Source organism: Streptomyces sp. NPDC051136 (assembly GCF_044455745.1).
Classification (GTDB): Bacteria; Actinomycetota; Actinomycetes; order Streptomycetales; family Streptomycetaceae; genus Streptomyces.
In genome coordinates, this window is sequence record NZ_JBITFE010000002.1 from 806,560 (window position 1) to 822,808 (window position 16,249).

General features: G+C 71.3%; 9 protein-coding genes. 1 reads left to right on the forward strand and 8 read right to left on the reverse strand.

Features of this window, described 5'->3' with window-relative positions; all coding sequences use genetic code 11:
- Nucleotides 1-29: 29 nt before the first annotated feature.
- The 8 genes from ACIBCJ_RS09160 to glyA all read right to left on the reverse strand — a co-directional run bounded on the left by ACIBCJ_RS09160 (nucleotide 30) and on the right by glyA (nucleotide 14,051).
- Nucleotides 30-1,424 (reverse strand): MFS transporter, encoded by a 1,395-nt coding sequence (locus ACIBCJ_RS09160; protein ID WP_362098779.1) that lies wholly within the window; start codon nucleotides 1,422-1,424, stop codon nucleotides 30-32.
- Nucleotides 1,425-1,685: 261 nt separating this feature from the next.
- Nucleotides 1,686-3,350, reverse strand: coding sequence for an MFS transporter (locus ACIBCJ_RS09165; RefSeq protein ID WP_365979260.1), 1,665 nt, complete (start codon nucleotides 3,348-3,350; stop codon nucleotides 1,686-1,688).
- A gap of 262 nt (nucleotides 3,351-3,612) precedes the next feature.
- The gene (locus ACIBCJ_RS09170; protein WP_362099299.1) at nucleotides 3,613-4,362 is read right to left on the reverse strand and encodes a DUF4097 family beta strand repeat-containing protein; all 750 of its coding nucleotides are present in this window, start codon (nucleotides 4,360-4,362) and stop codon (nucleotides 3,613-3,615) included.
- 117 nt (nucleotides 4,363-4,479) lie between these two features.
- A complete protein-coding gene (locus ACIBCJ_RS09175) occupies nucleotides 4,480-5,043 on the reverse strand; it encodes a hypothetical protein (protein ID WP_365979261.1) in 564 nt (187 codons plus the stop codon).
- A 198-nt stretch (nucleotides 5,044-5,241) separates the two neighbouring features.
- Complete coding sequence (locus tag ACIBCJ_RS09180) at nucleotides 5,242-6,585, reverse strand: SidA/IucD/PvdA family monooxygenase (RefSeq protein ID WP_362098772.1); 1,344 nt, start codon at nucleotides 6,583-6,585, stop codon at nucleotides 5,242-5,244.
- Nucleotides 6,586-7,023: 438 nt separating this feature from the next.
- The gene (locus ACIBCJ_RS09185; RefSeq protein WP_362098769.1) at nucleotides 7,024-7,872 is read right to left on the reverse strand and encodes a DUF4097 family beta strand repeat-containing protein; all 849 of its coding nucleotides are present in this window, start codon (nucleotides 7,870-7,872) and stop codon (nucleotides 7,024-7,026) included.
- A gap of 636 nt (nucleotides 7,873-8,508) precedes the next feature.
- A complete protein-coding gene (locus ACIBCJ_RS09190) occupies nucleotides 8,509-12,567 on the reverse strand; it encodes an amino acid adenylation domain-containing protein (RefSeq protein WP_365979262.1) in 4,059 nt (1,352 codons plus the stop codon).
- Nucleotides 12,568-12,650: 83 nt separating this feature from the next.
- Nucleotides 12,651-14,051: a serine hydroxymethyltransferase gene (gene glyA / locus ACIBCJ_RS09195; RefSeq protein WP_365979263.1), complete on the reverse strand. Its 1,401-nt coding sequence runs from the start codon at nucleotides 14,049-14,051 to the stop codon at nucleotides 12,651-12,653.
- Between the two features lie 717 nt (nucleotides 14,052-14,768).
- On the opposite strand from glyA, the gene ACIBCJ_RS09200 reads away from it, so the two are divergent.
- Nucleotides 14,769-16,249, forward strand: a 1,481-nt coding sequence (locus ACIBCJ_RS09200; protein WP_365979264.1) for a condensation domain-containing protein, incomplete at its 3' end; no start/stop codon positions are given.

The window sequence follows — 16,249 nt, forward strand, 5'->3', positions numbered from 1 at the left end:
GGATTGCCCCGGAAGGTGACCGGGGCGGATCAGGTGGACGCGGTCTCCTTCGGACCGACCGGACCGGCGGCCCCACGAGCCCCGGCGTCACCGTCGTCCGGCCCGACCGCGGCCAGGTCCGTGCCGCGGGTCTCCCGGGCGGCGATCACGGCGATCACCGTGATCACGGCCGACAGCGCGACGTACACCGAGATCGGCACGGAGGAGCCGTAGGAGCCGAGGAGCGCCGTGGCGATCAGCGGGGCGGGGGCGCCGGCCGCGACCGAGGAGAGCTGGGCGCCGATGGAGGCACCGGTGTAGCGCATCCGGGTGGCGAACAGCTCGGAGAAGAACGCGGCCTGCGGGGCGTACATCGCGCTGTGGAAGACCAGTCCGACGGTGACCGCGAGGACGAGCGCCGGGAAGGACTTCGTGTCCAGCAGCCCGAAGAAGGCCCAGGACCAGACCCCCACCCCGATCGCGCCCACCAGGTACACCGGCTTGCGCCCGACCCGGTCGGAGAGGGCGCCGAACAGCGGGATCAGGCAGAACTGCACGGCCGAGCCGATCAGTACCGCGTTCAGCGCCGTCTGCTTGGCGATGTCGAGGTGCTCCACGCAGTACGTCAGGACGAACGCCGTGATCACGTAGTACGAGATGTTCTCCGCCATGCGGGCGCCCATCGCGACCAGGATGTCCCGCCAGTGGTCGCGGACCACCGCGACGAACGGCAGCCGCTCGGCCTTCCGCTCCGCCTCGCGCTCCTTGGACCGCGCCAGCGCCTGCTTGAACAACGGGGACTCGTCGACGGACAGCCGGATCCACATGCCGACCACGACCAGGACGCCGGAGAGCAGGAACGGCACGCGCCAGCCCCAGGAGTTGAACGCCTCGTCACTGAGCACGGTGGTCATCAGGGAGAGCACACCGACGGCGAGCAGGTTGCCCGCGGGTGCGCCGCCCTGCGGCCACGAGGCCCAGAAGCCGCGGCGCCCGGCGTCGCCGTGCTCGGACACCAGCAGGACCGCCCCGCCCCATTCCCCGCCCAGCGCGAAGCCCTGGATCAGGCGCAGCGTGGTGAGCAGCAGGGGAGCGGCGACGCCCAGCGTGTCGTAGCCGGGGACGCAGCCGATCAGGGTGGTGGAGCCGCCCATCATCAGCAGGCTGATCACCAGCAGCTTCTTGCGCCCCATGCGGTCGCCGAAGTGACCGAAGACGACGGCGCCGACGGGGCGGGCGGCGAAGCCGATGGCGTAGGTGAGGAAGGAGAGCAGGGTGCCGGTGAGCGGGTCGGACTCCGGGAAGAAGACCCGGCCGAAGACGAGGGCGGCGGCGGAGCCGTAGAGGAAGTAGTCGTACCACTCGATCGTGGTGCCGACGAGGGACGCGGCGACGACGCGCTTGAGGCCGGCGGAGGCTGGTGGAGCGGCTGAGGGCGACGACATCGGCACCACTTCCTGGGGTGTGACGGGGACGTTTGCGTGTCGCCACACCGTAGGAATCCGCAGGTCAGGTGCACATGTGACGGGACCACACAGTTCGAGGGCCGGTTATGCGTGCGGCCACCATGCCGACGCGCGGAAAGCCGGTCCGCCGGCGTACAGGACACCGTCGTTCCACGCTCCGCGCTCCACCTCACGAGCAGGCCCGCCGGAGCGCGGCGAAGCCCCCGGCGACAGGTGTCGCGGGGGCTTCGCCGCGGGTGGTTACAGGAAGGCGGCCATCTGGTCGCCCTTGGTGTCCTCGTTGGACACCAGCAGGGAGAGCAGGGCGGCGGCGACCGCGACGCCCGCGCTGATCAGGAACACGGTGTGCAGGCCGTTCAGGAAGGTGTCGTGGGCAGCCTGGGTCATGGTCGCCGAGAACTCCTTGACCTGACCCGCCGACATTCCGGCATTGGTCAGCTCCTTCTCCAGGGCCTCCTGCGCACTCGGCGGGAAGCCCAGCTCGATCAGCTTGTGCACCTGCTTGTCGTCGGCCAGCTGCTCGACGGTCTGGCCACCCTTGCCGCCGAACGCCTCCCGCAGGTCCTGCGCGAAACGGTTGTTGACGAACGCGGCCAGGAAGGCGCCGAAGACCGCCGTGCCGAGCAGGCTGCCGAGCTGGGACATGGACTGCTGCATGCCCGAGGCCGTGCCCGCCTTCTGCACCGGCGCGCTGCCCACGATCGCCTGGGTGGCGGCCACCATCATGAAGCCGACCCCGATGCCGCCCAGCACCAGGGGCGGGCCCACGGTGACCACACCGGAGTCGGCCTCCAGCCGCAGCAGGAGCAGGGAGGTCCCGGTGATGCACAGGGCGCCGAAGGCCAGGGACTGCTTGACACCGAACCTGTCCACGGCCCAGCCGCCCAGCGGCGCCGAGACGATGAACGTCAGGGTCAGCGGCAGCAGGGCCACCGACGCGGACATCGGGCTCTTGCCCTGCAGGCCCTGCAGGAAGAAGTTGAGGTAGTAGATGATCGCGTAGAAGGCGAACATCGTGACCACCATCAGCAGGCATCCCACGGACAGGGAGCGGATGCGGAACAACTCCAGCGGGATCATCGGGAAGCGGCGCATCCGCTGGACGACCACGAAGACGATCAGCAGCACCACACTCAGACCGATGTAGCCGAGGGTGCGCACGGAGGTCCAGCCGTCCTCCTGGCCGTGCGTGAGCGCCCACACCAGGCTGACGATCGACAGCGTCAGCGCGACACCACCGGGCAGGTCAAGGGGTTCGGGCTGCTCCTGCCGCGACTCGCGGACGAAGAGCACGGCCATGACGACACTGAGCACGCCGAAGGGCAGGTTGATCAGGAACACCCACTGCCAGGTGAGGTGTTCCACCATCACGCCGCCGAGCAGCGGACCGCCGGCCAGGGACACGGCCGTGACACCGCTGAACAGGCCGATGGCGGTGGCGAGTTTCTCCGGCGGGAACGCGGCCTTGATCACCGCGAGGGCTGCCGGAATCATCATGGCGCCGAACACGCCCTGCAGAACGCGAGCGCCGATGAGCAGCTCGATGGTGTTCGACAGCGCGCACAGTACGGAAGCGATCGTGAAACCGACGAGGCCGATCAGCAGCCCCTTCTTGCGGCCGATCCGGTCGACCAGGGTGCCGGCCGGGATCAGCAGGCCCGCCAGGACCAGAAGGTAGCCGGTCATCACCCACTGGAGGCTGTTGAGTCCGGCGTCGAGGTCCTTGGCGATCGCCGGGTTCGCGACCACCACGACCGTTCCGTCGAGCTGCACCATCATGATGCCGACGCCAACCGTGGCGAGACTCAGCCAGGCTGCTCTGGACGTCTTGCCCGCACTCGCGGCCGGTACGGCGCCGTCTAAGGAACCGCTGTGCTCCGTGGTTGACTTGCTTGCTTCTGTCATGATGAATTCCTTGTGCGTTAGGGCACCGTGCCGGGACACGGACCGGGATGCAAGCGGGCATGTTCCGGCACGGTGCAACAGCAGGGAGCACCGGAAGGGAGTCGATCCCGACCCCTTGCGTGCGAGGCGGCCACCTCGTACGCCGGTGTTCTCTGGGTGCGCAGGCCCCGGAGAGCGGGGGATGTCCTCTCCGGGGCCCGTGATACCGGCACCGACGCGCCGACGAGGGCGCAGCGGTACCGTGCTCTGGCGGGGCGGCGGCTCAGACGCTGCGCCGGACGACGACGTCACCCATGGTGGTGTTGGCGACGACCTTCACCGTCTGTGCGGACGGATCGGGAGCGTCGGCCGGTGTCATGAAGTTGTGGATGCTGCCCGAGACGGACCGCACGTCGAGCAGGGCGGTGGTGTTCGGCGCGATGCCGATCTCCACCTGCCCGATCGAGGTGCCCAGGACGACCGAGCCGCGCGCGACACTGCCCACGCGGACGTCGCCGTTGGCCGCCTTGGCTTCGAGATTGTCCCGGGCTCTGTCGACGACGATCATGCCGTTGGAGCTCTTCAGCACCGCGGAATCGGCCGACTCGCGGACCCGCAGGGTGCCGGATCCGGTGGCCGCTTCCAGGGGGCCTCCGGCCCGGTCCACGGTGATGTCGCCGACGCCCGTGTTGAGAACCAGCCGTCCCGCCTCCTCCAGATGGATGTCGCCGGTCGAGGTCTTGATGCGGACGCTGTCGAGCCGGCCGCTCGCGTAGAACGACGCCTCGCGGGCGCCGGCCCACAGTTCGGAGCCGTCCGGCAGTTCGATCGTCAGGTCGATCGAGCCGGAGCGGGAGAACAGACCGCGCTGCCGGGGCCCCCTGACCGTGAGCTTCTGGTCGGCGTACTCGACCACGGTCTGGTCGGCTGCCCTGACGTCCGCTTCGTTACCGGGGTCGGTCGGGGTGACCTCGACGACCGTGTCAACACGCTGCTCGGCGTGCAGCCGCACGTGCCCGACGCCGAGGTCCATACTCACGGCGACTGGTAGAGGTGTCTGGAAAACAGGCATGACTGCACTCCGTGGTGGGATGGCAGAGTGTCCCTGAGGATGGACGGACGGATGGTGCTCGGCCTCGGAGCCGAGGACCTATCTGACCCAGCCCGTGTAGCGTTGGACCTGACGCAGGGCCCCGCTGCGCGGGGCCCGTCTTTCCGGGCGTCCGTGTTCGTCGCTCTCCAGCATCGAGGAGACCGCTCGGATCAACCAGGCGTTCACCGACAGCCTCTCCCGGCCCGCGACCTCCTCGATCTTGGTCTTCAGGTACTCCGGAGGACGGAAGTTGATACGGGCGGTGCCACTGCCCTCGCCGCCCAGCTGTACTGATTCCGGATGCATGGACGCTGTCCCGGAGGAAGGGGCGTGCTTGAACTCCTCGGCGTCCGCCTCGGCTTCGTACGCCCGGTCCTCCGGCGGCAGGGTGACCACGAACCCGGGGTCGAGTCCGCGCAGCCGAAGTTCCACCGAACCGGGTACCAGCTCCCGGGTGATCTCGCCCGCGGCATCCGACAGTGCTTCCAGCAAGGTCAGCTGGAGCGCCGACGAGAGCTGGGCCACGAGCCGCTCGGCGAGAAGGCGGCCTTCTTCGCCTTCCGCCTCGGCAGCGACCGAGACCTCTCGTCGCAAGTTGTCGATGTACCGGGTCAGGTCCATGGCACCAATATGGCACCGCTTTGGCTCCGGTGCAAGCCCCGGCGTTTTTCGGTCGCGAACCTGGGCTTTGCCCCCCATCGAGCGGCCGGGAGCCCGTGAGGGGCCTGGTCCCATGTGGCGCCATGGGCGAGTACATGACGCCATGCCGACAGGGCGTCCCCGACGATCGGGGAGCGCCCTGTCGGATGGGGGGAGGGGTCAGCCGGCGGCCCGCTCGGCGGCGACCGGGAGGCTCCGGGTCAGCTCCCGTTCGGTCCCGCGCTGCACGATGGACTCGACGATCTCACCGCTGCGCACGGCCAGGTTCGACAGCAGGGAGGAGGTCAGACCGTGCGTGTGCTCCGTGCCGCCCTGGAGGTACACGTCGGCGGGCAGCGGGGAGGCGGCGGCCAGCCGGTAGTTGCGCTCCACCTGGTAGCGCCCGGCGTCGTCGCGCAGGAAGTGCCCGTCCAGCGAGGTCAGCAGGCGACCCGGATCCATGGAGGCGTATCCGGTGGCGAAGACCAGGACGTCGGTCTCCAGTTCCCGGGGCTCGCTCTCGACCAGTGACTTCACCGTGACCCGGGTCTCGGTGCCGGCCCGCTTGACCGCCGTCACCCGCGTGAGGTTCATGAAGCGCAGGCGCTTGGTCTTGCTCACGTCCTCCTCGTAGGCGCGCCGGTGCAGGTCCCGGATCAGGTCGTCGTCGACCACCGAGTAGTTGGTGTTGCGGTGGTAGCGCCAGAACGCGTCACGGGTGTGGTCCGTGCCGAAGTAGTAGTCGTCCACCGCGCTCGGGTCGAAGACCTGGTTGGCGAAGGGGGTGTCGTCGGCGACGGAGTAGCCGTAGGACGGGATGACGGCGGTCACCTGGGCGTGCGGAAGAGCGTCGTGGAAGAACCGGGTGATCTCGGCGGCGCTCTGGCCGGCGCCCACCACCGCCACGTTCTTCAGGTCGTTCGGGTTCATGCCGCGGAACCGCTCCAGGAACGCCGAGCTGTGCCACACTCGCTCGTCCTGCCGCACTCCGTCCGGCATGCGCGGTACGAGGCCCGTGGAGATCACCAGATTGCGTGCGTTGACCAGACGGGGCTGCCCTCCGCCGGTGCGGCGGATCTCCACCTGGACGTGGTCCGCCTCGCCGCCGGTGTGCTCGGGAAGCCGTACGGCGACGACCTCGGAGTCGTAGGAAACCTGATGGGTGAAACTCGACTCGACCCACTCGAGGTACTGATGGAATTCATGGCGGGACGGGTAGAAATCCTGGTTGTTGATGAACTGCGTCAGTCGTCCTGCGGCATGCAGGTAGGACACGAAGCTGTACTGGGACGCCGGATTTCGGAAAGTCGCCAGGTCCTTCAGGAAGGAAATCTGCATCGTCGTCTGCGGCAGCAGCATGTTGCGGTGCCAGCCGAACGAGGGCTGCCGTTCGAAGAAAACGGCACTGAGTGGCTTTTCGGCGTTACTGGCCCGGTGTTCTTCCAGTGCGACGGCGAGTGACAGGTTGGACGGACCGAACCCGACGCCAACCACGTCGTAGATCTCGTTGTCGGAAGTACCCATGGAAAATTCTCCCGTTGGCGTGGCTGTGACAGGGCTGCTGCAAGAATCTTCTACGGGCCGTGACGGTAGCCGAAGAGGATGTGGGCCGAGAATTCTGGGAGGGTGCGATGAGATTTCCCGGGCTCGGCAAGGAATCAACGTACTGGCGCTCGATTGGCCTTTCAAGGCCCTCTCGATTTCTCGGGCGTCAGTGACTCGCCATTCGTCGGCGGAGCTGCTGTCCCGCCGACGGGACAGCAGCTCCGCCGGCGCTTAGGCGAGGCGTCGTTTCGGTCGGTGGGGCGGCGGCAGCCACGACGGCCGCGGCGACGCCGGCGAAGGCCGGGAGGTGCTCGGCCTTTCGCTCGTGGCGGCGCATGGGACACCGGGGGCAGGGGCAGCCCACGGGGCGGGGCGTGTACGCCCCGGGCCCGGCGGGGCGCAGGCGCCCGTGCCCGGTCATTCCGCGCCGCAGCCGGCGCGTTCCACCACGATGTCGCCGATGACGGTCCGGGCGTGGACGTGCACCATCTCGTCGACCGACTCGTCGGTGTCCAGCAGGGAGAGGGACGTGTAGACGGTGCCCGCGGTGGAGTCGAGGACCAGGCGGGCGCCGCTGGTCTCCGCCACGCCGATACGGATGTTGCCGAAGGTGGTGTCGGCGACCACGGAACCGCGCACCACCTTGCCGATGTCGACGTCGCCCTGGGACGTCCGGGCCTCCACCCCGGCGTGCGCCCACCGGATCCTGATGTCACCCCTCTCGGCGTGCAGGCGGGCGACCCCGTGCACCTCGCCCAGGACGGCGTCGCCCTCGCTGGTGGAGCTGACGGTGGCCCTGCCCTCCACGTGGCCCAGGCGCACGTCACCGCGCTCGACGGTGGCCTCGACGGAGCCGGCGGCGCTGTCCACCGTGATGTCCCCGAGGGCGGCGGTCAGTTGCAGGCTGCCCGTGCGGTCGAGACGGATGTGGCCGAGGCCGGTGGAGAGCCGGCAGTCACCCAGCTGACCCACACCGTGGAAGTCCGCGGCCATGGCCCGTCCGTGCAGACTCGATCCGGTCGGCACGGCGATCACCACGACGACCGCCCCGCCGTTGCTGTCGGTCTCCGGCACGTTGACCAGCAGCCGGCCGTCGGCGTAGTTGATGCGCAGCTGCCGGGCCGTCCGCACGTCCCCCTGGTCTCCGGCCTCCCGGGGGTAGGCCTCGATCGTCGTGTCGGCGCGTTCGCTCGCGATGATCCGCACCTCTCCGAACACCAGGCTGAGCATCACCCGGACAGGCGCGGGTGTGTCGAACGTCGGCATCGCGGGCCGCCTCCGGGAGGACTGCGGCCGCGGAGTCTGAGCCGCCGGCCGGAACGACACAGGTCCCTGCTGCGTGGCGTGTGCGCAGCTGCATCCCCGGAGCACGCGCAACCGGGGCGCGCATGTGCACCGCCGGACGGCCCATCCGAATCCGACCCAGCCTCACCACGTTGGACACCTCGCGTTAGCCGTGTGGAGCGCGCGCCGGACACGCGCCCGCGCCTCTTGCCGGCGACGCCCCGCCGGGAGCGGGTGACGCCACGTGGTGCCAGATTAGCGCCATCCGGGGAGTGCATACCGTACGGGGTCGGAAACTGCGGGTGACGGCGCTGCAATCCGGTCACCTCGGGCCGTGCGGGACAACGGCACGACCCGACCCCCTTCCTGGTGATCGGGCGGGTCCGGCCCGAGCAGGGGGACCGAGGAGCGAGATACGGCCAAACAGGATCTTCCCGGAGTGCGAAGCCCGCGGACGGCTCCCGATGCTGCCGTTGTCCGCCTCTCCGTACCGGGCCCGGCGTCGGGGCGGGAGGGTGGCGGATCACGTGCGAGGCGGCCGACGGCGGATCGCGCCGTCGGCCACCTCGTCGCCCGGCCCCGGCCCCCGGGGGCGGTGGGCAGGGGCCGGTGGTCTGTCTAGCGGGTCATGCGGCGCAGCCCGGGACGGGAGCGAGTGGTCCCGGTGCCGGCCTGCCGGGCCAACTGCGCGATGGTCGGGTGCTCGAAAACCGTCCGGATCGAGACCGTCAGGCCGAGCGTCCTGCGCATCCGGCTGACCAGACGGCCGGCCATCAGCGAGTTGACGCCGATGTCGAAGAAACGGTCGTGGACGCCCACCCGCTCGACGCCCAGAACCTCGGCGAACAGCTCGCACATCGCCGCCTCCCGAGGGCTCACCTCGGCTTCCCGGCCGTCGGCGGCCGCTTCGGCGTCCCTGCCGGGCGGCGGTGAGGCCGGCCGCGGCCCGTCGTTCGCGACGTGCTCGCGCACGTCGGGGGCGCTCAGTGCGACGTCCACCATCCCCACGGGACGGTCCGGCTCGGTCAGCACCTGGTCGAGGACGGCGCGGAAGCGGTCGGCGACCAGCTCGGCGAATCGCCGGTCGAACCGGTCGGGGTGGTACTGCACCACCAGCCGGTCCGGCTCCACGAACAGGGCCAGCGGGTAGCTGACGCCGCCCACGGAGCCGACACCGGTGACCTCGAACCCGGCAGCGGTGACGGCCTCGGCGCCCGGGCGGTCGGCCGGGTACGACTGGAAGACCACCAGCGTGTCGAAGAGCGCCCCGAGCCCCGCGTCCCGGTGGACGTCGGTGAGCCCGCGGTGGTGGTGGTCGAGCAGTGAGGTCTGCCGCTCGTGCAGCTCGGTCAGCAGCCGCGCCACCGGCTGTCCGGGCTCGCACCGCACGCGCACCGGAACGGTGTTGATGAACAGGCCGACCATCGACTCCACACCGGCCAGCGAGCCGGGCCGGCCGGACACCGTGGCGCCGAACACCACGTCCGTCCGCCCGGTCAGCGCGGACAGCACCATGGCCCACGCGCCCTGCACCACCGTGTTCGCCGTCACGCCCAGACGGGCGGCTCCCTGCGCCACGCTCCCCGACCGGCCCGCCGTCAGCGGCAGGACGGCCTCGCCGGTGCCGCCTGCCGGGGCGTCCGGCCGGACGGCGGGTGCCAGCAGCGTCGGCGCCTCGACGCCCGCGAGTTCCTCCCGCCATGCACGGGCTGCGGCCTCCTGGTCCCGCCGGGAGAGCCAGTCCAGGAAGTCCTCGAAGCCACGCGGCGCCGGCAGAGCGGTGCCGTCGGCGCCCGCGGCGCACAGCCGCACCAGATCACCGGCCAGCACCTGCTCCGACCAGCCGTCGAACAGCGCGTGGTGGGCGCTGAGGACGAGCACCGCCGCTCCCGGTCCGAAGCGAAGCAGCGTCATCCGCACCAGTGGCGGGGTGGAAAGGTCGAAGCGCTCGGCCCTGTCCTCGGCGAGGAACCGCCGCAGCGCCTCCTCGCGGCCCGTCTCGTCCAGTTCGCCGTACTCCACGACGCGCCACGGCAGTTCCAGCCCGTCGGTCACGAGCGCCACCTGGTGGTCGGCCGAGTCCCGCACGAACGCGGCCCGCAGACTCGGGTGCCGGTCGAGCAGCGCCCGGGCGCCGGACCGCAGCACGTCGGCGTCGATCCGCCCCGACAGGCGGTACAGCGTCTGGAGATGGTAGGGGTCCTCGCCCGTCTCCCGGAGCATCGAGTCGAACAGCATGCCCGACTGCATCGGAGTCAGCGGCCAGACTCCGGCGAGCCCCGGATGGGCGCGGCGCCACTCCTCCACGTCCTGGGCGCCGGCGGCGAACAGCGGTTCCCGCGGCGCGGCACCGCCGGCGGTCCCGGTCTCGGCGACCGCCGTCGCGACCTCGGCGAGCGCGGCCACCGTACGCCGCTCCAGTACGTGACGGGCCGTCAGGCCAAGCCCTCGCGCGCCGGCCCGGGTGACCACCCGGATGGCGCCGATGCTGTCGCCGCCCAGAGCGAGGAAGTCGTCGTCCAGCCCCACCCGGTCAGCGCCCAGGACCTCCGCGAAGATCACTGCCAGGGCCTTCTCCGCGGCGGTCGCGGGCGCCCGGTAGACGGCGCCGGTGCGCTGCGGCGCGGGCAGGCCCTTGCGGTCGAGCTTGCCGTTCGGGGTCAGCGGCAGCGCCTCCAGGGTCATGATCGCGTGCGGCACCATGTACTCGGGCAGCCGGGCCGCCACCAGGGCGCGCAGTTGCTCCTCCCGGTCCTCGCCGGCCGTACCGGGATCGTCCGGGACGACGTAGGCCACGAGCCGTCCGTCGCGCGCGGCCACCGCGGTCTGCCGCACCCCGGGTGCCGAGCGCAGCAGCGCCTCGATCTCGCCCAGCTCCACCCGCAGCCCGTTGATCTTCACCTGGAAGTCGGTGCGGCCGAGCAGCTCGATCATCCCGTCGGCGCCGAACCGGGCGAGATCGCCCGTACGGTACAGGCGTTCCCGCACGACGTCGTCCCAGGACCAGTCGACGAACCGCTCCGCGGTGCGCTCGGGCTGGTCCAGATAGCCGCGGGCGAGCCCGACGCCCGCGAGGAACAGCTCGCCCGGCACCCCCGGAGGCACCGGCTGGAGGTGCTCGTCGAGGATGTACGTGCGCTGGTTGGCCATCGGGCGGCCGTAAGGGATGCTCTTCCACGCCGGATCGACCCGCTCCACCTCGTAGAGCGTGGAGTGGATGGAGGCCTCGGTGGCGCCGCCCATCACCACGAAGCGCAGGCCGGGTGCATGGGCCCGGACCCGGTCGGGCAGCGGGACCGGCACCCAGTCGCCGCCGAGCAGGGCCAGCCGCAGCGACGGCAGGGGACCGGTACCGGTCTGCTCCAGGTGGTCGGCGAGCAGCCCGAGCAGGGCCGGGGCCGAGTTCCACACCGTGACGTGCTCCGACCCGATCAGTTCCGCCCAGTGCGCGGGGTCCTGCACGCGGTCCCGGTCCGGGACGACGACCGTGCCGCCGGCCGCGGTGAGACCGAGGAACTCGTACACGGACATGTCGAAGCTCGGTGAGGACAGCGCGAGCACCGCGTCACCCGGACCCACGCCGAAGCGGGAGTTGAGGTCCGCGATGTTGTTCATCACTCCGCGGTGGCGCAGCGCGATGGGTTTCGGCACTCCGGTCGAGCCCGAGGTGTGGATGATGTAGCAGAGGTTCTCCGGCCCCGCCGTGGGGGCGAGGGGTGCCGGGCTGAGTGCGGCCAGTGCCTCGGCGTCCCGGTCGAGCAGGACGAGGGGGGTGTCGGCGCCCGCCCGGGGCAGATTGCCGGCGAGGTCGCCGCGGCTGACCATCACCGCGCAGGACGTGCCTTCCACCATGGTCTCGATCCGGGCCGCGGGGTAGGCCGGGTCGAGCGGGACGTAGGCTCCGCCGGCCTTGAGCACGCCGAGCAGCGCCGTCAGCAGTCCCGGGGAGCGGTCCAGGCACAGCCCGACCCGGACGTCCGGGCCCACGCCGAGCGAACGCAGCCGGTGCGCCAGGCGGTTGGCGTCCTCGTCGACCCGCCGGTAGGTCCACCGTTCGCCGCCGTGCACGAGCGCGACGGCGTCCGGCGCCCGCCGCGCGTGTGCCTCGAACGCCTCGTGCAGGCAGACGTCGTGCGGCAGCTCCGCCTCGGTCCTGTTCCATTCGACGAGGGTGCGCCGCGCCTGCGCCTCGGTCAGCAGGCGCAGCCGGGAGACCGGGCGGTCGGGGCGCGCCACCGCGTCCGAGACCAGCGTCCGGAAGTGGTCGAGCCAGCGCGCGGCGGTGGCCTCGTCGAACAGGCGAGGGTCGTGGTGCAGGGCGGCGGTCAGCGAGCCGTCCTGCTCCGCCCGGACGACCAGCTCCAGTTCACCCGCCGGGGTGCCGGTGGCGGCTCCGGCCGCGTCCGCTAAACGGATGCCCACCGTCGCCGTGACCGCGTCCGCCGTGTCCACCGCCGTGACGGTCTGCGCGCGCAGGGGCGCGTCGGGGTCGACGGTCACTCCCGTCCCCTCGGCGCGGCCCGTGTCGTCCGTCCTGAGCAGGGCGATCCGCGGCAGTCCCGTGCAACGGGACAGCAGGGCGGCCCATCCCGCCAGCACCAGACGGGGCCAGTCGTCGCCCAGTTCCTTCGCCGCGAGTCCGAGTCCGCGGCGCACCACGGCCGAACAGGCGGGCACGTAAGCGGGGTGGCGCGGCCGGTCCGCGGGCATCAGCACGGGCGGCAGCGCCGCGGTCGTGCTCCCGGGAAGCGCCGGCCCGCTCACTGCTCGGCCCCCGCGGCGAGAGCCTCCGCGGCGCGTGCCGGCGTGGCGTGCGGCTCCGTGGCGTGCGGCTCCGTGGCGAGGGGAGCCGCGGCGAGCGGACCGGCGTCGGCCGGCAGCGGATGGCGGGCGCACAGGGCCTCGACCTCGGCACGCAGCTCGGCGGCCGTGCGCGGATCGAGCCGGTACTCGGTGTCGGTCACGGCCGTCGTCGCGGTCAGCACCGCGTGCAGCAGCCGCGCGCACTCCCGCATCTCCTCGGGCCCCATACCGCGCTGCGCGAGGATGTTGGTGCCCAGCCGCAGACCGCTGGTGACCAGCGGCGGCTTCGTGTCACCGGGGATCCTGTTGCGATTGGCCAGGATGCCGCACCGCTCCAGGGCGCGCTCGGCCACCACCCCGGAGAGCCCGTGGGGGCGGACGTCGAGGAGGACCATGTGGTTGTCGGTCCCTCCGGTCAGCACCCGGTGGCCGAGCTCCTCCAGCTCGGCGGCCAGTCGCCGCGCGTCGTCCACGATCAGCTGGGCCGTGCGCAGGAAGTCCAGTCCCGAGGCGAGGGCGAGAGCCCGCGCCTTGGCCGCGATCAGCCCCGGGCTCGGCGTCCCCTGGGTGTGCGGGAAGACCGCCCGCTGGAGGAGCCGGTACAGCGGGGTGGCTCCGTCGGGTCCGGGGGAGCGGTGCTCCTGTCCGCTGAGGATCAGGCCTCCGCGAGGACCGCCCAGCTGCTTGTAGGTGCTCATCGTCGTCACGTGGGCGACGTTGACCGGACTCGGATGCTCACCCGCAGCGACCAGGCCGGCGATGTGGGAGATGTCCGCCAGCAGGTAGGCTCCCACCGAGTCGGCGATCTGCCGGAACCGGGGGAAGTCCAGTGTGCGCGGATACGCGCTCGCCCCGGCGATCAGCACGCGGGGCCGGTGCTCCGCCGTCAGTTCCGCCACCTGGCCGAAGTCGATCCGGCCGCTGTCGTCCAGGCCGTAGTGCACCGCGCGGTAGTGACGCCCCGTCACCGACGCCGGCGAACCGTGTGTGAGGTGGCCGCCGGAGTCCAGGTCGAGGCCGAGCAGCGTGCCGCCCGGCGGGAGCAGTGCGGCCAGGACGGCCAGATTGGCGGACGAGCACGAGTGCGGCTGCACGTTGGCGTACTCGGCGCCGAAGAGGTGCTTGGCACGCGCCACGGCCAGGCGCTCGACCCGGTCGAACTGCGCGGCGCCCGGATGGTACCGCGCTCCGGGGTAGCCCTCGGCCGTCACGTTGGACAGCGCCGCCCCGCCGGCCGCCAGCACCGAGGGATCGGCGATGCTCGCCGAGGCCACCATCGCCAGCGTCGTCCGCTGTTGGTGCACCTCGGTGTCGAGCATCTCGGCCAGTTCCGGGTCGGTGCGGTGCAGAACGTCCATGCCGCTGCTCAGCGCGGCCCTCTGCGCGCCCGCCACCGCGGGCGGAAGGTCGGTTGCACCCCTTTCGTCGGTTTGTGCGTCGGGCATCGAGTGCGCTGCTGCCACCGCTGTGGTATTCGACTGACGGGCCATCTCCTGCACCTCTGTGTCTGGGTCAAGGTCTGGGTCAACACGTGCGTCACTGCAATGTGAATGTGCGTGGAATTACGGAGCTTCCGTCGCTCGCCGACCGAACGCGCAGAGAGCGGGGGCATCGAGAACCGGCATCGAGAACCGGCATCGAGAAACGGCCCCGCTTGCGGCGGGCGCATTCGCGCAACAGGTGCGCCGGACGGGCTCCGGCCTGATGATTGCGGCGGCGTTCCGGGTGCCACCCCGCGTCCACGCAGCGTACTGGCCCGAGGCGGGCCCGTGCCCGGCCGACGGCGCACATGCTGTCCCGTCGACAGGACGCCGTCGGCACGGAGGGTGATGCCCCGGGCCAAAGGCGCTTGACCCGACCGCCGGGAACACCGGAAGCTCTCAAGGCGTGCGCGGTCCGAAGAGAATGCCGGACGAGCGCACCCGGACGACATTCTCTGATTCCTGAACCAGCGTGCTTTTCCGCTGTCCGGATTGCCGAACCCGCGATATCCGCAGGGCCACCGATGAGCCGGCCCGTTGTCCCGTGCCGGCCGACCGCGTCCGCGAAACGATGACCAAGGAAGTAGAGGCGAAATGATCCAGTTGTCCTTCGCGCAGCGCCGGTTGTGGTTCCTGCACCGTTTCGAGGGTCCCTCGGCCACTTACAACCTCCCGGTCGTCGTGCGGCTTTCGGGCGCGCTGGACGTGGACGCGCTCACCGCCGCGGTGCGGGACGTGGTGGAGCGGCACGAGAGCCTGCGGACCGTGTTCGACGAGGACGAGGACGGTGTGCCGTTCCAGCGCGTCGTCCCGGCCGACGAGGCGGCGCCGGACCTGCCGGCGCGCGAGGTCGCCCCCGAGGACGAGGAGGCCGCCGTCACCGAGGCCGCCCGCCATGCCTTCGACCTCTCCCGCGAGATCCCCTTCCGCGCCACGCTCCTGCGCCTCGGGACGCGGGAGCACGCCCTGGTCCTGGTCATGCACCACATCGCCTTCGACGGGGAGTCGATGGCGCCGCTGGCCCGTGACCTGTCGACCGCGTACACCGCGCGCCTGGACGGCGACGCCCCGGACTGGGACGAACTGCCGGTCCAGTACGCCGACTACACCCTCTGGCAGCGCGAAGCGCTGGGCGAGGAGTCCGACCCCGAGAGCGAACTGAGCGCACAACTCGCCTACTGGCAGAAGGAGCTGGCCGGAGCACCCCAGCAGATCCAGCTGCCCGCCGACCGCCCCAGGCCGCCCGTGCCCGGCCACGAGGGCGGTGTCGTGAGCTTCTCCGTCGACCCCGGCACCTGGGCGGGTGTCCAGGACCTCGCCCGGTCCCGCGGCGCCTCCGCGCCGATCGTGCTCCAGGCCGCCCTGTCGGTGCTGCTGGGCCGGCTGGGCGGTGGCGAGGACGTGTCGATCGGGGCGCCCATCGCGGGCCGGGAGGACGAGGCCCTGGGCGATCTGGTGGGCTTCTTCGTGAACACCTGGGTGCTGCGGACGGACCTGTCGGGCAACCCGGCCTTCTCCGAGGTGCTGGAGCGGGTGCGCGGCAAGGCCCTGGCGGCCTACGACAACCAGGACGCCCCCTTCGAGCGGCTCGTGGAACTCCTCAACCCCGAGCGGTCCAGCGCCTACCACCCGCTGTTCCAGGTGATGTTCGCCTGGCAGGACACCGCGCTGGTCGCCCTCGACCTGCCGGGGCTGACCGCCGTCATGGAGCCGGTCTCCACGCACACCGCCAAGTTCGACCTCGAATTCGCCTTCGGTCTCGACCCCTCGGGGGAGAGCCTCACCGGCACGCTCGAGTACGCGACGGAACTCTTCGACCACGACACCGCGGCAGGATTCGCCGACCGGTTCGTGCGCGTGCTGCGCACCGTCGTCACCGACCCCGCCGTGCCGGTGGGCGCCGTGGACGTGCTGCTGCCCGGTGAGCACGGGCGGCTGGTGACGGAGGTGAACGACACCCGGGCCCCGTGGCCGGCCGCATCCCTGGTGGAGTTGGTGGAGCGGCGGGTGGTGTCGGCTCCGGACGCGCGGGCGGTGGTCTGCGGTGACGTGGAGTGGTCGTACGGTGAGCTGAA